Origin of the sequence: Pseudomonas viridiflava, assembly GCF_900184295.1 — a bacterium.
GTDB classification, from domain to species: domain Bacteria; phylum Pseudomonadota; class Gammaproteobacteria; order Pseudomonadales; family Pseudomonadaceae; genus Aquipseudomonas; species Aquipseudomonas viridiflava.
Genome location: NZ_LT855380.1, coordinates 1,339,234 through 1,353,646 on the forward strand (window position 1 = coordinate 1,339,234; position 14,413 = coordinate 1,353,646).

The following is a 14,413-nucleotide window of genomic DNA, read 5'->3' on the forward strand; positions in this document are numbered from 1 at the left end:
AGTGAAAAGGGCGGCCAGGAGCAACGTGACACCACTGGTGTCCTGTCTCCCGGGCTTTTGTCCCGCCGTGTAACCCTCTACTGGAGGTCGCCAACTCTCGGACCAGCCACTTGCCCTCTGGCAAGCCGGAACCCTAGTCAGCTATTGCAAATTGTGGTGCCGCGAACCGTGTGTTGACTCCTGCACAGGATGGACTAAGCGAGAGTTGTGCCAACTCGCCGAAAGGCCCGGTTGGCAAGGGTTGCCATATTTCAAGGTGCAGTGAGGTGCAAGAATCTGCCTTGTGCTGGTGCATGGCTGCACCTTGATGAGGCGCTGGTTGAAATGTTTTGTAGCATCTTTGTAAGAAAGCGCTACAGGTCTGGAAGCCTTTATTTCAGGGCTTTTCAGGCTTTTTGAGACGATTTCAAGCGGACGGACGGAGCGCCCCGTTACGCACTGGATCGTGTTTTCAGTGTCTTAACCTTCGTCCGCCAACCGCTTTGGCGGACGCCGACCAGCGTCGCTGGTTTGTGCCCTATCGCGGTCCAGGAGGCCGCCATGTATCGAAGACCCTCGCTAATCGTTTTGCTGACCCTCTTCCTTGCTGGTTGTTATGGAGGCCCTGGTTACTACGAATCCGATGTGTACACGCAACCGACGACGGTGGTCGCTGGCGGGTACGGTTTTGACAATGGCTACCGCTCCACCTATTACCAGGAGCGGCGCATCTACGTGGCGCCTCAACCGCGCTATTACGAACAACCCCGTTACTACGCCCCGGCTCCGCGTTATTACGGTCCACCACCTGGACCGCGCTACTACCAGCCTGGCCGCCCACCGGGCTACGGCTGGCGCAATGACCGCTTCCGTGACAACGGTGGCTATCGTGGTGACTACCGCAGCAATCGTGGCTGGGACCACGGTGGTGGCCGCGATCATGGAGGAAGAGGCGACGGCCGTGGTCGTGGAGACGGGCGCGGCGGGCATCGCTGATACTCAAGTCCCCCCACCACTGATCGTGCCCATCGCTCCGCGTGGGCATGCCTCCCGTGACGCTCCGCGTCACAGATGGCACAGATTGCGGACTCAGTGAGCCGAGCGCATGACGTGGAAAACGCTGGAGTTTGGGCACACATCTGCGCCACATTCGAGAGCGGACGCTCCGCGTCCGCTCTCGATCAGTGTCGAGAGATCACTCACGCCGGCTCAATACTCCGGCAAATCCGCCAGCGGATGCCGTCCTTCCCAGGCTTTCTCAAAGTGCGCGTCGATCACTGCGGGCGGTATTTTGCTGACATCCGGCCAGTGCCAGTGCGGCGCGTGGTCCTTATCGATCAGTCTGGCCCGCACGCCTTCGCTGAATTCCGGATGACGACAGCAATTCAAGCTCATGGCGTATTCCATCTGAAACACCTGCGCCAATGACAGGTGACGCGCACGCTTGATCTGTTCCCAGACCAGATGCGCAGTGACCGGGCAACCCTCCACCAGATTCTTCGCACCTTTGGCCAGCAACGCGTCATCCTGCTGCTGCAAATGGCTGATGGCCTGCCAGGCACAGACCAGATTGCCCACGTCCAGCAGCGTATCAATCTGCGCCCGGCGCGGTAGCCACTGCGCTTCGGGCAACTGGCTGTTGGCCTCGTGTTGCAGCGCCTTGAGCAGGCTGTTCAGCTGCACATCGGTCTGTTCCTGCCAGTTGAGTTGCAGCAGACCTTCGATCAGATCCGGCTGCTGTTCATCGAGCAGGCAGCGATCCGCCAGATCGAGATCCAGCGCGTCACGTCCGTTGATGTGTGAACCGGTCAGGCCCAGAAACAACCCCAGCTTCCCCGGCAGGCGAGACAAAAACCAGCTTGCGCCAACATCGGGGTAAAGCCCGATGCTGATTTCAGGCATGGCCAGTCGACTGCTCTGAGTAACGATTCGTATGTTCGCGCCCTGAAGCAGACCCATGCCGCCGCCCAGCACATAACCATGCGCCCAGCAGATCAACGGCTTGGGGTATGTGTGCAGGCTGTAATCCAGGCGGTATTCAGCGCTAAAGAAGTGCGCTGCCAAAGGTGGTACGGTGCCGGGATTATTGAGGCAGGTTTCGACCAGCGTGCGCACATCGCCCCCGGCACAAAAGGCTTTCGCGCCATTGCCGCGCAGCAGTACACAAACAATCTGTGGATTGCCCGCCCAGGCGTCGAGCTGATCCTGAAGCGCCAGAATCATTGGCAGCGACAGTGCGTTCAGCGACTTCTCGGCGTCCAGCGTAGCGACCCCGATACGTGCGCCGCCCTGGGCGTGAAGTTCTTCGAATTGCAGGTTCATCGTGACCCTCTCTGAAAAGACGCCGACCTCATTGTTGGTCTTCGTGCAGCGTCATTAAGTTGCGGGGGGAAATTTGCAGTGTAGGAAACCGACGGAATCGATGGGCGACATTTGACATTGGCAGTCAGCTTTCCTAGTGTCCGCGCAATGTTTTTACCGGATGTGACCATGACTAGCGACGACCGCATCAAGCTTGAACCCAGCTGGAAAGAAGCGCTGCGTGAGGAGTTCGAAAAGCCCTACATGCAACAGTTGCGCGAGTTTCTGCGTCAGGAGCATGCCGCAGGCAAAGAGATCTATCCGCCGGGGCCGCTGATCTTCAACGCGCTGAACTCCACGCCACTGGATAACGTGAAAGTCGTGATCCTCGGTCAGGACCCTTACCACGGTCCCAATCAGGCTCACGGCCTGTGCTTCTCGGTGCAGCCCGGCGTGCCGACACCGCCGTCGCTGGTCAATATTTATAAAGAACTGAAACGCGACCTGAACATTGATATCCCCAACCATGGCTGCCTGCAAAGCTGGGCGGATCAGGGCGTGCTGCTGCTTAATACCACCCTTACGGTCGAGCGGGCGAATGCCGCTTCCCACGCAGGCAAGGGTTGGCAGCATTTCACGGACAGGATCATTCAGGTGGTCAGCGAGCATCAGCCACATCTGGTGTTTCTGCTGTGGGGCGCTCATGCGCAGAGCAAGCAGAAGCTGGTCGACGCGACCAAACATCTGGTGCTGACCTCGGTCCACCCGTCACCGCTGTCGGCCTACAAAGGCTTTCTCGGCAACGGACATTTCGGACGGACCAACAAGTATCTGGAGCAGAACGGCATTAAGCCGATTGACTGGCGCTTGCCGAATATCTGAGGCGTCAGTCAGCGAGTCGTCTGTTCCAGCGCCGGAACAGCGGCTCGGCCAGAAACAGCACGAACAACAGACGCATCACCTGCATCGCCGTGACCAGCGGCACGGACAATTGCAGCACCTCGGCGGTCAGGCTCATCTCGGCAATGCCGCCCGGCATCATGCCCAGCGTCAGCGAACGCAGATCCAGATGCGTCAGCGCACTGAGGCCGAAGGCGGCGAGGGCGGCGATCAGCATGGTCAGCGCCGTTCCCAATAGCGTGCGTCCTAGAAACGACGGTGCACGACGAAAGAACGCCCGATTGAAGTGACACCCCAGCCCGCTGCCAATTAGCAACTGGCCCAGTTGGCTGGCGCCATTGGGCAGGCCGATTTTCAGATCCCAGACCACACTGACCACTGCACTCAGCAGCAGCGGCCCGAACAGCCAAGGGTTGGGCTGTTTGAGGCGTTGCCATAGCCAGGCCAGCAGCGCGCCGAATGGCAGCAGAAACGCCAGCCAGCGCCAGTCGACACTGGTGGCGTGCAGCACGGGCGCACCCTCGCCCAGCAAGTATTTGAAGATCGCCGGTACGCACAGCACCACCGCCAGCACGCGCAGACTTTGCGCAGCAGCGACGCTGCTCAGGGTCGCGCCATTGCGTGCGCCGAGGTTGACCATTTCACCCGAACCGCCCGGCATGCTGGAGAAGAAAGCCGTAGGCCGGTCCTCGCCGGTGCGCAGCATCAGCCACACACCGACCAGACAGGACAGGCTGGTGATCAGCGCACCAAAGAAAATCAACCCGAAGTGCGCCAGCACCTGTTCGATCACTACTGGGGTGAAGTGCAGGCCGATACCGATGCCGATGACCAGTTGGCCGCATTTGCGGCCGCCGGGAATCTGGGTGATCTGCCAGGGTGTCAGGCAGCGCACGAGGATGATCGCCAGCAACGAGCCGACCATCCAGGGTAGAGGCCAGCCGACCTGGCTGGCGAGGTAGCCGCCCAGCAGACCGACCAGCGGGGTCGGCCACCAGTTACGCAGTGACGAATCAGACATTGGTCATCGCGGCACGCTGGCTGGCACGCTTGCGCCAGATACGGATCAGCGGGAACAGCAGCATGAACACGGTCAGTACCCAGACACCGAGGGTGATCGGGCTGGCCCAGAGAATCCCCAGTTCGCCGTTGGAGATCGACAGCGCACGACGCAGGTTCTGCTCCATCAGACCACCGAGGATGAACCCGAGCAGGATTGGCGACAACGGGAAGTCCAGCTTGCGCAGGATGTAGCCGAAGATGCCGATGCCGACCATCAGGAACAGGTCGAAGGTGGTGGCGTGTACGGCGTAGACACCGATCCCGGTGATGATCGCGATGACCGGCACCAGCGCCCAGTTCGGTACGGACAGAACGCGGGTGAAAATGCGGATCATCGGGATGTTCAGGATCACCAGCATGACGTTGGCGATGAACAGCGACGCAATCAGACCCCAGACCAGATCCGGTTGCTGTTGGAACAGCATCGGGCCGGGCGTGATGTTGTACAGCGACAGCGCGCCGATCATCACCGCCGTGGTGCCCGAACCCGGAACGCCCAGAGTCAGCATCGGCACCAGTGCGCCGCAGGCGGTCGCGCCGATGGCGGTTTCCGGGGCAGCCAGGCCGCGCATATCACCTTTGCCGAAATTGCCCGTAGGTCCGGCAATACGCTTTTCAGTCATGTAGGCCACGGCGCTGGCGAGTGTGGCGCCCGCGCCCGGCAATACGCCTAGAATGAACCCCATGAAGCCGCAACGAATATTCACCATGAATACCGCCGCCGCTTCCTTGAGATTGAACATCATGCGCCCGGTGGCCTTGACCGCTTCCTGGCCACGGTGGGTTTTTTCCAGCAGCAACAGGATCTCGCTGATGGAAAACAGGCCCAGCACCAGCACGACAAACTGGATGCCGTCAGCCAGGTGGATGTTGTCGCCGGTAAACCGATACACGCCGCTGTTGGCGTCGATCCCGATGGCAGACAGGAACAGGCCGATCAGCGCTGCGATGAAGGTCTTGAGCGGTTTGTCTCCGGCCATCCCGCCCAGGCAGACGATGGCGAATACCATCAGCACGAAGTATTCCGCAGGACCAAAGGCAATCGCCCATTTGGCCAGCAGCGGCGCGAACAGCACCATGCCGCAGGTGGCGATAAAAGCGCCGATGAACGAGCTCCAGGCTGACAGCGACAGTGCAACACCGGCCATACCGTTACGGGCCATAGGGTAGCCGTCCAGGGTGGTCATCACGGTGGATGCTTCGCCCGGAATGTTCAGCAGGATGGAGCTGATACGGCCGCCGTATTCACAGCCCAGATACACGGCCGCCAGCAGGATCAAGGCCGATTCTGGCGGCAGGCCCAGTGCGAAGGCGATGGGAATCAGCAACGCCACACCGTTGATCGGACCCAGCCCCGGCAGCAGGCCGACGATGGTGCCGATCAAGGTGCCGGACAATGCGGTGATGAGGTTGTAAGGCGTCAGGGCAACGCCGAAGCCCTGGCCCAGGTAGCTGAAAGTATCCACGTTTAATTCTCCAGAACGCTGAGCAGGCCCAAAGGCAGGGGAACGTCCATGGCTTTATCGAACAGCAGGTAAAGACCGACGCTCATCAGAATCACTACCACTACGCTCGGCACCCAGCGACCGCCATACAGGCGCGCCATCGGTATGCCGATCAGGATGCTGCTGAGAATGAAACCCAGCGGTTCGAACAGGCCGGCGAACACCAGCAGCAGGGCGATGCAGATGCCGATCTTGACCAGCGTCTCGCGGTCCAGCGGCGGTTCGTCTTCGCTGTGCACGATGGGCGTCGGACGAATCAGCATGTACAGCAGGGCAGCGCCCATCAGGCCGAGCATCAGCAACGGAAAGGCCCGAGGCCCGACCGGTTCATAGGAGAAGGGCGCCTGGTACGGCCAGGCCATGAGGGCCAGGCCGATACAGACCAGTAGCAGGACACCTGCAAAAACGCGTTGTATGACCATGAAAAGCTCCTGAGTCGCGCCCGTCAGGCAGGCGCAACCGAAAGTCAGTCAATTGGGTGCAATTACTGAATCAGGCCGAATTCCTTGGCCATCAGCTTGTAGTCGGCCACCTGTTTCTTAACGTAGGCGTCCAGCTCCTGGCCGGTCATGGCGAACGGGAACAGCTCGCGCTGGTCACGCAGTTTGGCGAAGTCTTCCGAGGCCAGCACCTTGTCGAACGAGGCTTTCCACCAGTTGTAATCTTCGTCGCTCACCTTTGGCCCGAGGTAGAAGCCACGCACCACCGGCCAGACGATGTCGTACCCCTGTTCCTTGGCCGTCGGGATGTCTTTCATTTCCGGCTCATCGATACGCTTGTCGGCAAACACCGCCAGCAGGCGCATGTTGCCGCTGAGGATGTGCGGCATGGAGTCGGAGATGTCGGTACTGCCGACCTGAATGTGACCGCCGAGCAAGGCCGTAGCAATTTCGCCGCCACCTTCGAGCGCCACATAGCGCAGCTCGCGCGGATTGATACCGGCTGCCTTGGCGATCAGTGCGGTCTGCATCCAGTCCTGGCTGCCCACAGTGCCGCCGGAACCGATGACGACTTTGCTCGGATCGGCCTTGAGTGCCTTGACCAGATCGTCGAGGTTTTTGTAAGGCGAATCGCTCTTCACCGCGATGGCGCCGTAGCTGGTGCCGACTGCGGCCAGCCAGCGCACGGCGTTCTCGTCGAAGCGCCCGAACTTGCCCTGGGCCAGGTTGAGCAGCGAGCCGCTGGACCAGGCCACCAGTGTTCCGGCATCGGCTGGACGTTGAGCGACCACCGCGTTGTAGGCCACCGCGCCGACACCGCCGGGCATGTAGGTCACGCGCATCGGGGTGCTGAGGATCTTCTCGTTGATCAGCGCGCTCTGGATCAGCTTGCAGGTCAGGTCGAAGCCACCGCCCGGCGAGGCCGGTGCGATGCATTCAGGGCGCTTGGGCTCGGCAAGCAGTTGGGTGGCAACCAGCATGCAACTGGCGGTCATGGCTAGCTGACGCAAGGAAAATTTCATGTTCAGTCTCCTGAGATGTTTTTGTTTTTGGATGTGGAAAGCTGTTCAGTGCGTTCGATTGCCGGAGAATTCCCGTAACGGCGGATTTGGACGGGCAGGACTATGGCTGCAGATGACTGCATCGACGTGCTGGATAAACGCTGGAAGGGCGCCAAATGTCAGCGTAGTGCCGTGACAAGGCGGGCATGAAGCAGGCTGACCGGAAGCGGTCGGGAATTGAGTGCGATGCACTGACTGTCGAGCCGGGGAAGGCGTTGACATGATGTGACTCCATTTACCGTTTTATTGTTTTTATTTTCAGACGCATCCGGGCGCCTTGTTCACGTACCCTTTGGCGGGTCGTATCGCGATGCTAAATCACGAACCTTTCAGTTACCTTTCATTGCGTCGCTGTATACCTTCGAGTCGTTTCCGTGCTTCACAGGGGGCGAAGCGTCTGTAAACTCCGCAACCACTATTCCCAATAACAACACCCATAACAGGAGAGGGCGATGCGTGTTCTTCTCGTTGAAGATCATCTGCAACTGGCTGAGAGTGTCGCTCAGGCGCTCAAGAGCGCGGGTCTGACCGTCGATGTCCTGCACGATGGCGTGGCGGCCGACCTGGCCCTGACCAGTGAGGAATACGCCGTCGCGATTCTCGACGTGGGCCTGCCGCGTATGGATGGTTTCGAAGTACTGGCCCGTTTGCGGGCGCGCAGCAAGAATCTGCCGGTGTTGATGCTGACCGCGCGCAGTGACGTGAAGGATCGGGTGCATGGCCTCAATCTGGGTGCAGATGACTACCTCGCCAAGCCATTTGAGCTGTCCGAACTGGAAGCCAGGGTCAAGGCACTGCTGCGGCGCAGCGTGCTGGGTGGCGAGCGTCAGCAGCGGTGCGGCGTGCTGGCCTACGACCTGGACACGCGTCGCTTTACACTGGGCGACGAACTCCTGACCCTGACCTCTCGCGAGCAGGCGGTGCTGGAAGCGTTGATCGCGAGGCCCGGCCGGGTGATGAGCAAGGAGCAGCTCGCGGCTCAGGTGTTCGGTCTCGACGAAGAAGCCAGTCCCGACGCCATCGAAATCTACGTGCATCGCCTGCGCAAGAAACTCGACGGGCATTCGGTGGCCATCGTGACGTTCCGTGGCCTGGGTTACCTGTTGGAAAGCCGCGATGATTAACGACAGCCTGCGCTGGCGACTGCTGTGGAATCTGGCGTTGTTGCTGGTCGTTCTGATGCTGGCCAGCGGCATGAGCGCCTACTGGAACGGACGCGAGGTGGCCGACACGGCCTACGACCGCACGCTGCTGGCTTCGGCGCGCACCATCGCCGCCGGTCTGACCCAGCGCGACGGAACGCTGAGTGCCGACATTCCCTATGTGGCACTGGATACCTTCGCCTACGACAGCGAGGGTCGTATCTACTACCAGGTCAACGACATCAACCAGAAGCTGATTTCCGGTTACGAAAACCTGCCGTCACCGCCGCCGGGAACGTTGCGAACCGATGATTATCCGGCACTCGCCAAGTTCTATAACGGGATGTATCAGGGTCAGGATGTCCGCGTGGTCAGTCTGCTCAAGCCGGTGACCGATCCGGGCATGAACGGCACGGCGGAAATCCGCGTGGCTGAAACCCAGGAGGCGCGCAAGGGCATGGCCCGCAGTCTGATGGCCGATACATTGTTGCGCCTGGGCATGCTGGGCGGCGGTGCGTTGTTGCTGGTCTGGTTCACCGTCAGTGCAGCGCTGCGTCCATTGGAGCGCCTGCGCACGGCGGTCGAGGAGCGCCAGCCTGACGATTTGCGCTCGCTGCCCATGGTTGAGGTGCAGCATGAACTTCGACCGCTGGTCGGCGCGTTGAACCACTTCACCGAGCGTTTGCGCCTGCAGTTCGAACGTCAGGCGCAATTCATCGCCGATGCCGCCCACGAATTGCGTACGCCATTGGCTGCGCTCAAGGCGCGTGTGGAACTGGGATTGCGTGAGCGTGACCCGCAGCAATGGCGCACCACGCTTGAGTCTGCCGCGCTGGGTACCGACCGCCTGACCCATCTGGCCAATCAGTTGCTGTCGCTGGCGCGTATCGAAAACGGCGCCCGGGCGATTGCCGAGGGCGGTGCGCAGCAACTCGACCTCAGTCAGCTGGCACGTGAGCTGGGCATGGCCATGGCACCTCTGGCGCACTCGCACGGCGTGGCGCTGGCACTGGAAGCCGAAGAGCCTGTCTGGCTGCGCGGCGAGCCGACCCTGCTCAACGAATTGCTGAGCAATCTGATCGACAATGCACTGGCCCATACACCGTCTGGCGGCAACGTTGTGCTGAGGGTGTACGCGCCGGGCGTTCTGGAGGTCGAAGATGATGGTCCGGGGATTCCGCAGGCGGAACGCGAGCGGGTGTTCGAACGATTCTATCGTCGCAGCCAGCAAGGCAGCGGCGCCGGGCTGGGACTGGCCATCGTCGGGGAAATCTGTCGTGCCCATCTGGCCCGCATTTCGTTACACGATGGGGCCGAGCGCGGTCTGAAAGTCAGGGTCAGTTTCAACGCGACTCAGGCTCAGTAGAGCATGTCCTTGGCGTCGTCCATTTCCGCGCCGAGCATGTCGTTGGCTCGGTTCAGGCGCAGTTGGCTGTAGGCGGGCAGGTCTGGGAGTTCGATCAGGCTGAAAGGATGGTCGGTGTTCTTGTGAATGTGCACCGTCGCGACCTGTACCACATCGATGTAATCCGGGCTTTTCGAGACGCGGGTAAAGTCCTGGAACTTGCCAGGCACCGAAGCCAGCGGCTCGGGAAAGTCCCACGAGCGCAGCAGGCGTTCGCCGATGACCGGGTGAATATTGTCGATCACATGATTGAGACTGACCGGATCGGCCAGCAGATCGAAATGGTCTTCGGCGTAGGTCAGGATCGGCAGAATGCCGATCAGGTGGATCAGCCCGGCCAGCGTGGCCTGATCCGGCTTCAGACTGGTGTACTGCTGACACAGGTAATAGCTGATTCCGGCCACCTGCAGGCTCTGCTTCCAGATGTCGCGCATCTTCTGCTCGATGACTTCCGACTTGGCGTGGAACATTTGCTCCACGACGAGACCAATGGCCAGGTTGCAGGTGTAGTTGACGCCCAGACGGCGAATCGCCGTGTTCACGTCGCTGACCTCGAAATTGGGTCGCAGCAACGGGCTGTTCGCCACCTTGATCAGTCGAGCGGACAGGGCGGTATCGCTGCCGATGACCTTGCTCAGCGCAGCGATGCTGATTTCGGTGTCTTCGGCGGCAAGGCGAATCTTCAGTGCTACTTCCGGCAGGGTAGGGAGAAACAAGGCATCTCTGTCGATGGCCTTGATCAAGTTTCTCTGCACCTCGTCAGCCATCTTGCTCATGTTGCGTCTCGCAGCCTTTAGGGGTGTCCAGAGTGTTCCGGGCGCCCTGTGGGCGCCGGATTGCCGGGTGCTGTACTGACCATGGAAAAGCGGGAGCGTTCGCTCGCGCTATCGCTGTGTTTCGAGCTTGCTGTCCAGCGTGTAGGGCAGCTCACACAGTTGCAGGGAAGGACCGTCTGCAGCGCCGAGGTGCACGTCGCCACTTTCTGCGGCATCGGCCTGAAGCACTGCCAGCAACTCGATCCCCTGCTCTGACCGCGCGGCGATCACAACGTTGCCTGACGAGCTGGTGTGCACAGATGAAAACAGCGCGGCACCGGGTGCTGGTATCTCGTCGCCCTGCATCGACAGCCGATAAAGCCTGCGCTTGAGCTTGCCCAGGTACTGCATGCGCGCCACGATTTCCTGCCCGGTGTAGCAGCCTTTCTTGAAGCTGACGCCACCCACTGCCTGCAGGTTGATCATCTGCGGAATGAACTCTTCGCGGGTCTCGATGAACACCTGACCGATACCGGCCTGGATCTGACCCAGCAGCCAGTCATTGAGCGAGGCCTCGTCGAGCTGCGAAGCGAGTCGCGACTGAATGCTGTCGGCCTGTTCGGCACGCACCCAGAGTTCGGCACGCGCGGGCGACACACGAATCGCGATCAGATCGTTGGCGCGGGATACCGAATCGGTTTCCTGCGCGAGATCGAGGCCCAGGCTGACCAGTGCGCCGTCGCCATCCTGAAGGCCGAAGCGCACCCAGGCTGCGCTTTCGTCAGTCAGTTTGGACTTGGAAAACACGGCATATTTGCGCAGGTCCAGCAGTTGCGGTTCGATCAGTTCACGAGCCATCGCCAGCAGGCAGCCGTCACCTTCGAACACCACGCGGAAGCTGGACTGCATCCGCCCTTTCTGGGTGCAGCGCGCACCGAGGCTTGAGCGGTCTTCGCTCAGGTAATTGAAGTTGCAGGTCAATTGTCCCTGCAGAAACTTGCTGGCATCCACGCCGCGAACGGCAAGAACGCCCTCATGGGATAGCGTGCAGAAGAAAGCTGAGTGGGCCATGGTCATCGCAAATGGGAAAAAGTCTGGGGCACATCATAGTGCCCAGTCGTGAATCTGAATACGGGTACATGAAAACTGCTGCGACCATTGCGCGATTCGCGCTGCCGCCTCACGGCTGTATACTCGCCGCCTACTTTGAGGAGCGCTCCATGGTCGAAGACGTTGAACTCAACCGCCTTTACTGGCACAGCCGCCGCGGCATGCTCGAACTGGACGTGCTGCTGGTGCCGTTTGTCCGTGAGGTCTATCCGCATTTGAATGACGTGGACCGCGATCTGTATCGCCGCCTGCTGACCTGCGAGGATCAGGACATGTTCGGCTGGTTCATGCAGCGTGCCGAGTCCGAAGATCCTGAATTGCAGCGCATGGTTCGCATGATTCTGGACCGTGTTCAGCCCAAATGATCGCTTCGAGTGTCACTGGCAGGCTTCGCGCCTGCTGCTGACGGCTTATGGTCTTGTTCAGGTGCTGGCATTGTCTGCGCTGTGCTGGCTGGACGTTCCGGCCCAGATGGCGTTGGTCGGCGCTGCGTTGTGTATCGCTCACGCGGCCTGGGTCTTGCCGGGGTCGATACTGCTGAAACGCCCGGGCTCGTTCACCGGATTGCAGCGTGATTCACAGGGATGGCGTGTCTGGAGCGAGCAGGGCGGCTGGCAGCCTGTGCAGTTATGCAAGGACAGTCTGGCGCTTCCGCTGGTCGTGATTCTGCGCTTTCGTCTGGTGAATGGCGGGCGGCCCGCGCGGCAAGTCCACAGCTGCTGCATTCCCTTTGATGCGCAGACGCCGGATATTCACCGGCGCTTGCGCGTACGGCTGAAGTTCAGCCGACGTAGGTGGGTGGTATCAGAATAGTGTCCAGTGCTTCGGGCAACAGGTCCGGATAATCCAGCGTGTAATGCAGCCCGCGGCTTTCCTTGCGCTCCATGGCCGAGCGGATCATCAGCTCAGCTACTTGCGCCAGGTTGCGCAACTCGATCAGGTCACGGCTGACCTTGTAGTTACTGTAAAACTCGTCGATCTCATCCAGTAACAGTCGCACACGGTGCTGGGCGCGTTGCAGTCGCTTGTTGGTGCGCACGATGCCGACGTAGTCCCACATGAATCTGCGTAATTCATCCCAGTTGTGCGCAATGATCACGTCTTCGTCCGAATCGGTCACCTGACTGGCGTCCCACGCCGGAAGATCGGCTGGCATCTGAATGTCGCCCAGTTGTTTCTCGATGTCCTGCGCCGCAGAGCGTGCATAGACAAAGCATTCCAGCAACGAATTGCTGGCCATCCGGTTGGCGCCGTGCAGGCCGGTGAAACTGGTTTCGCCAATCGCATAAAGCCCCGGCACGTCTGTGTGTCCCCGGCTGTCGACCATCACGCCGCCGCAGGTGTAGTGCGCGGCAGGGACGACCGGGATCGGCTGACGGGTAATGTCGATTGAAAACTCGAGGCAGCGCTCGTACACCGTAGGAAAGTGCGTCTTGATGAACGCCTCGGGTTTATGGCTGATGTCCAGATAGACGCAGTCGATACCCAGGCGCTTCATCTCGTGGTCAATGGCGCGGGCCACAATGTCGCGGGGCGCCAGTTCTGCCCGTTCGTCGAAACGTGGCATGAAACGCTCGCCGTTCGGCAGTTTCAGATAAGCGCCTTCGCCACGCAGTGCTTCAGTGATCAGAAAGCTCTTGGCTTGCGGGTGATACAGGCAGGTTGGATGGAATTGGTTAAACTCCAGATTCGCCACCCGACAGCCGGCACGCCAGGCCATTGCGATGCCGTCACCGCATGCACCGTCAGGGTTGCTGGTGTAGAGATAGACCTTCGCCGCGCCACCGGACGCCAGGATCGTGAAGCGTGCGCCATAGGTGTCGACCTCGCCGCTTTTACGGTTCAGCACGTAGGCGCCCAGGCAGCGCTGGCCTTCCAGACCCAATCTGCGTTCGGTGATCAGGTCGATGGCGGCGCGCTGTTCGAGCAGTTCGATGTTGGGCCGTTTGCTGGCCTGCTCGAGCAATGTCCGGAAAATCGCAGCGCCGGTGGCATCCGCAGCGTGAATGATTCGACGATGGCTGTGACCGCCTTCACGGGTCAGGTGGAACTGGAAGCCGCTTTCCTCAGCGTCCGCATGGTCGCCGCGGGTAAACGGCACGCCCTGATCGATCAGCCATTGAATGGCTTCACGGCTGTGTTCGACCGTGAAGCGCACGGCCTCTTCGGCGCAAAGACCGCCGCCAGCGTTGAGCGTGTCTTCGACGTGCGACTGCACTGTATCGGTGTCATCAAGCACTGCCGCGACACCGCCCTGGGCCCAGAAAGTGGAGCCGTTTGACAGGTCGCCCTTGCTCAGAACCGCGATGCGCAGATGGGCCGGAAGTGTCAGCGCAAGGCTCAAGCCTGCCGCTCCGCTGCCGATGATCAGTACGTCGTGCTGAAAATGTTGGCTCATCTGTGAATTCTGCTCTCGGCGGCCACTAGTATAAGTAAAGGGGGATCGGCACAATAGCCGCGCCTCATGGCAATGTGAAACCACGGCGGGTGACGATTGTGCTCCAGTCCCCGGCGTGATGCACTCCGTTTTGCGCTGCTTCAATCCTTGAAATACATTCAATGATCAAGAGCAGCGAGGCAGTTTGCGTTCACACCTGTCTTTGGGTCGATGGAACTTTTCACCGGGATCCAGGCTCAATAGCAGGTTGCCTATAAAGGAACAGCGTCGGCATGTGCAGGTTTAGATAAGTGATCATCGACTGTGCATCTGACGACAAGACTATTCACGCAGCCGATCCGGTCGAGCTGCGTTT

Annotated in this window: 14 protein-coding genes and 1 riboswitch; of the genes, 6 read left to right on the top strand and 8 right to left on the bottom strand. The window is 60.3% G+C overall.

The window, feature by feature from the left end:
- Positions 1-44: 44 nt before the first annotated feature.
- Positions 45-148: riboswitch (guanidine-I (ykkC/yxkD leader) on the bottom strand.
- A gap of 476 nt (positions 149-624) precedes the next feature.
- Entirely contained in the window at positions 625-975 is a 351-nt protein-coding gene (locus tag CFBP1590_RS06335; protein WP_029243191.1) for a hypothetical protein, read from the top strand.
- 213 nt (positions 976-1,188) lie between these two features.
- Here CFBP1590_RS06335 and dspII read toward each other — a convergent pair whose 3' ends face one another.
- On the bottom strand, positions 1,189-2,301 hold the full coding sequence (gene dspII, locus CFBP1590_RS06340) for an enoyl-CoA hydratase/isomerase DspII (protein WP_088234681.1): 1,113 nt from the start codon (positions 2,299-2,301) through the stop codon (positions 1,189-1,191).
- A gap of 168 nt (positions 2,302-2,469) precedes the next feature.
- On the opposite strand from dspII, the gene ung reads away from it, so the two are divergent.
- Positions 2,470-3,162 (top strand): uracil-DNA glycosylase, encoded by a 693-nt coding sequence (ung, locus tag CFBP1590_RS06345; RefSeq protein ID WP_088234682.1) that lies wholly within the window; start codon positions 2,470-2,472, stop codon positions 3,160-3,162.
- A gap of 4 nt (positions 3,163-3,166) precedes the next feature.
- Here the strand turns inward: ung and CFBP1590_RS06350 are convergent, their stop codons facing one another.
- From CFBP1590_RS06350 to CFBP1590_RS06365, 4 genes are all read right to left on the bottom strand, one after another.
- A complete protein-coding gene (locus tag CFBP1590_RS06350; RefSeq protein WP_088234683.1) occupies positions 3,167-4,201 on the bottom strand; it encodes an AbrB family protein in 1,035 nt (344 codons plus the stop codon).
- Complete coding sequence (locus CFBP1590_RS06355) at positions 4,194-5,708, bottom strand: tripartite tricarboxylate transporter permease (protein WP_029243188.1); 1,515 nt, start codon at positions 5,706-5,708, stop codon at positions 4,194-4,196. Before CFBP1590_RS06355 ends, CFBP1590_RS06350 begins: the two co-directional genes overlap by 8 nt.
- A gap of 2 nt (positions 5,709-5,710) precedes the next feature.
- Positions 5,711-6,169: a tripartite tricarboxylate transporter TctB family protein gene (locus tag CFBP1590_RS06360; protein ID WP_025996844.1), complete on the bottom strand. Its 459-nt coding sequence runs from the start codon at positions 6,167-6,169 to the stop codon at positions 5,711-5,713.
- A gap of 62 nt (positions 6,170-6,231) precedes the next feature.
- Positions 6,232-7,215 carry a Bug family tripartite tricarboxylate transporter substrate binding protein gene (locus CFBP1590_RS06365; RefSeq protein ID WP_162999104.1) on the bottom strand — a complete coding sequence of 328 codons (984 nt, stop codon included), beginning with the start codon at positions 7,213-7,215 and terminating at the stop codon, positions 6,232-6,234.
- A gap of 485 nt (positions 7,216-7,700) precedes the next feature.
- Here CFBP1590_RS06365 and tctD point away from each other — a divergent pair, with 485 nt between their 5' ends.
- Both tctD and tctE read left to right on the top strand, forming a co-directional pair.
- Positions 7,701-8,372: a two-component system response regulator TctD gene (gene tctD / locus CFBP1590_RS06370; RefSeq protein ID WP_004881751.1), complete on the top strand. Its 672-nt coding sequence runs from the start codon at positions 7,701-7,703 to the stop codon at positions 8,370-8,372.
- On the top strand, positions 8,365-9,756 hold the full coding sequence (gene tctE, locus CFBP1590_RS06375; RefSeq protein WP_058432532.1) for a two-component system sensor histidine kinase TctE: 1,392 nt from the start codon (positions 8,365-8,367) through the stop codon (positions 9,754-9,756). Before tctD ends, tctE begins: the two co-directional genes overlap by 8 nt.
- Here the strand turns inward: tctE and CFBP1590_RS06380 are convergent.
- Both CFBP1590_RS06380 and ygfZ read right to left on the bottom strand, forming a co-directional pair.
- On the bottom strand, positions 9,750-10,571 hold the full coding sequence (locus tag CFBP1590_RS06380; RefSeq protein ID WP_088234684.1) for an HDOD domain-containing protein: 822 nt from the start codon (positions 10,569-10,571) through the stop codon (positions 9,750-9,752). The two genes, tctE and CFBP1590_RS06380, sit on opposite strands and share 7 nt — an antisense overlap.
- A 108-nt stretch (positions 10,572-10,679) precedes the next feature.
- Positions 10,680-11,621 carry a CAF17-like 4Fe-4S cluster assembly/insertion protein YgfZ gene (gene ygfZ, locus CFBP1590_RS06385; RefSeq protein ID WP_162864240.1) on the bottom strand — a complete coding sequence of 314 codons (942 nt, stop codon included), beginning with the start codon at positions 11,619-11,621 and terminating at the stop codon, positions 10,680-10,682.
- A gap of 149 nt (positions 11,622-11,770) precedes the next feature.
- On the opposite strand from ygfZ, the gene CFBP1590_RS06390 reads away from it, so the two are divergent.
- Positions 11,771-12,025, top strand: a complete 255-nt coding sequence (locus CFBP1590_RS06390) for an FAD assembly factor SdhE (protein ID WP_004881759.1) — start codon at positions 11,771-11,773, stop codon at positions 12,023-12,025.
- Entirely contained in the window at positions 12,009-12,473 is a 465-nt protein-coding gene (locus CFBP1590_RS06395) for a protein YgfX (RefSeq protein WP_058432533.1), read from the top strand. Before CFBP1590_RS06390 ends, CFBP1590_RS06395 begins: the two co-directional genes overlap by 17 nt.
- On the opposite strand, the gene nadB is transcribed toward CFBP1590_RS06395, so the two are convergent.
- Positions 12,442-14,058 carry an L-aspartate oxidase gene (gene nadB / locus CFBP1590_RS06400; RefSeq protein WP_088234686.1) on the bottom strand — a complete coding sequence of 539 codons (1,617 nt, stop codon included), beginning with the start codon at positions 14,056-14,058 and terminating at the stop codon, positions 12,442-12,444. The two genes, CFBP1590_RS06395 and nadB, sit on opposite strands and share 32 nt — an antisense overlap.
- Positions 14,059-14,413: the final 355 nt, after the last annotated feature.

Coding starts and splice junctions, on each gene's coding strand:
- ygfZ (WP_162864240.1), bottom strand. CDS start 11,621: ATGGCCCACTCAGCTTTCTTCTGCACGCTATCCCATGAGGGCGTTCTT.
- tctD (WP_004881751.1), top strand. CDS start 7,701: ATGCGTGTTCTTCTCGTTGAAGATCATCTGCAACTGGCTGAGAGTGTC.
- dspII (WP_088234681.1), bottom strand. CDS start 2,301: ATGAACCTGCAATTCGAAGAACTTCACGCCCAGGGCGGCGCACGTATC.
- tctE (WP_058432532.1), top strand. CDS start 8,365: ATGATTAACGACAGCCTGCGCTGGCGACTGCTGTGGAATCTGGCGTTG.
- CFBP1590_RS06380 (WP_088234684.1), bottom strand. CDS start 10,571: ATGAGCAAGATGGCTGACGAGGTGCAGAGAAACTTGATCAAGGCCATC.
- CFBP1590_RS06390 (WP_004881759.1), top strand. CDS start 11,771: ATGGTCGAAGACGTTGAACTCAACCGCCTTTACTGGCACAGCCGCCGC.
- nadB (WP_088234686.1), bottom strand. CDS start 14,058: ATGAGCCAACATTTTCAGCACGACGTACTGATCATCGGCAGCGGAGCG.
- CFBP1590_RS06350 (WP_088234683.1), bottom strand. CDS start 4,201: ATGTCTGATTCGTCACTGCGTAACTGGTGGCCGACCCCGCTGGTCGGT.
- CFBP1590_RS06360 (WP_025996844.1), bottom strand. CDS start 6,169: ATGGTCATACAACGCGTTTTTGCAGGTGTCCTGCTACTGGTCTGTATC.
- ung (WP_088234682.1), top strand. CDS start 2,470: ATGACTAGCGACGACCGCATCAAGCTTGAACCCAGCTGGAAAGAAGCG.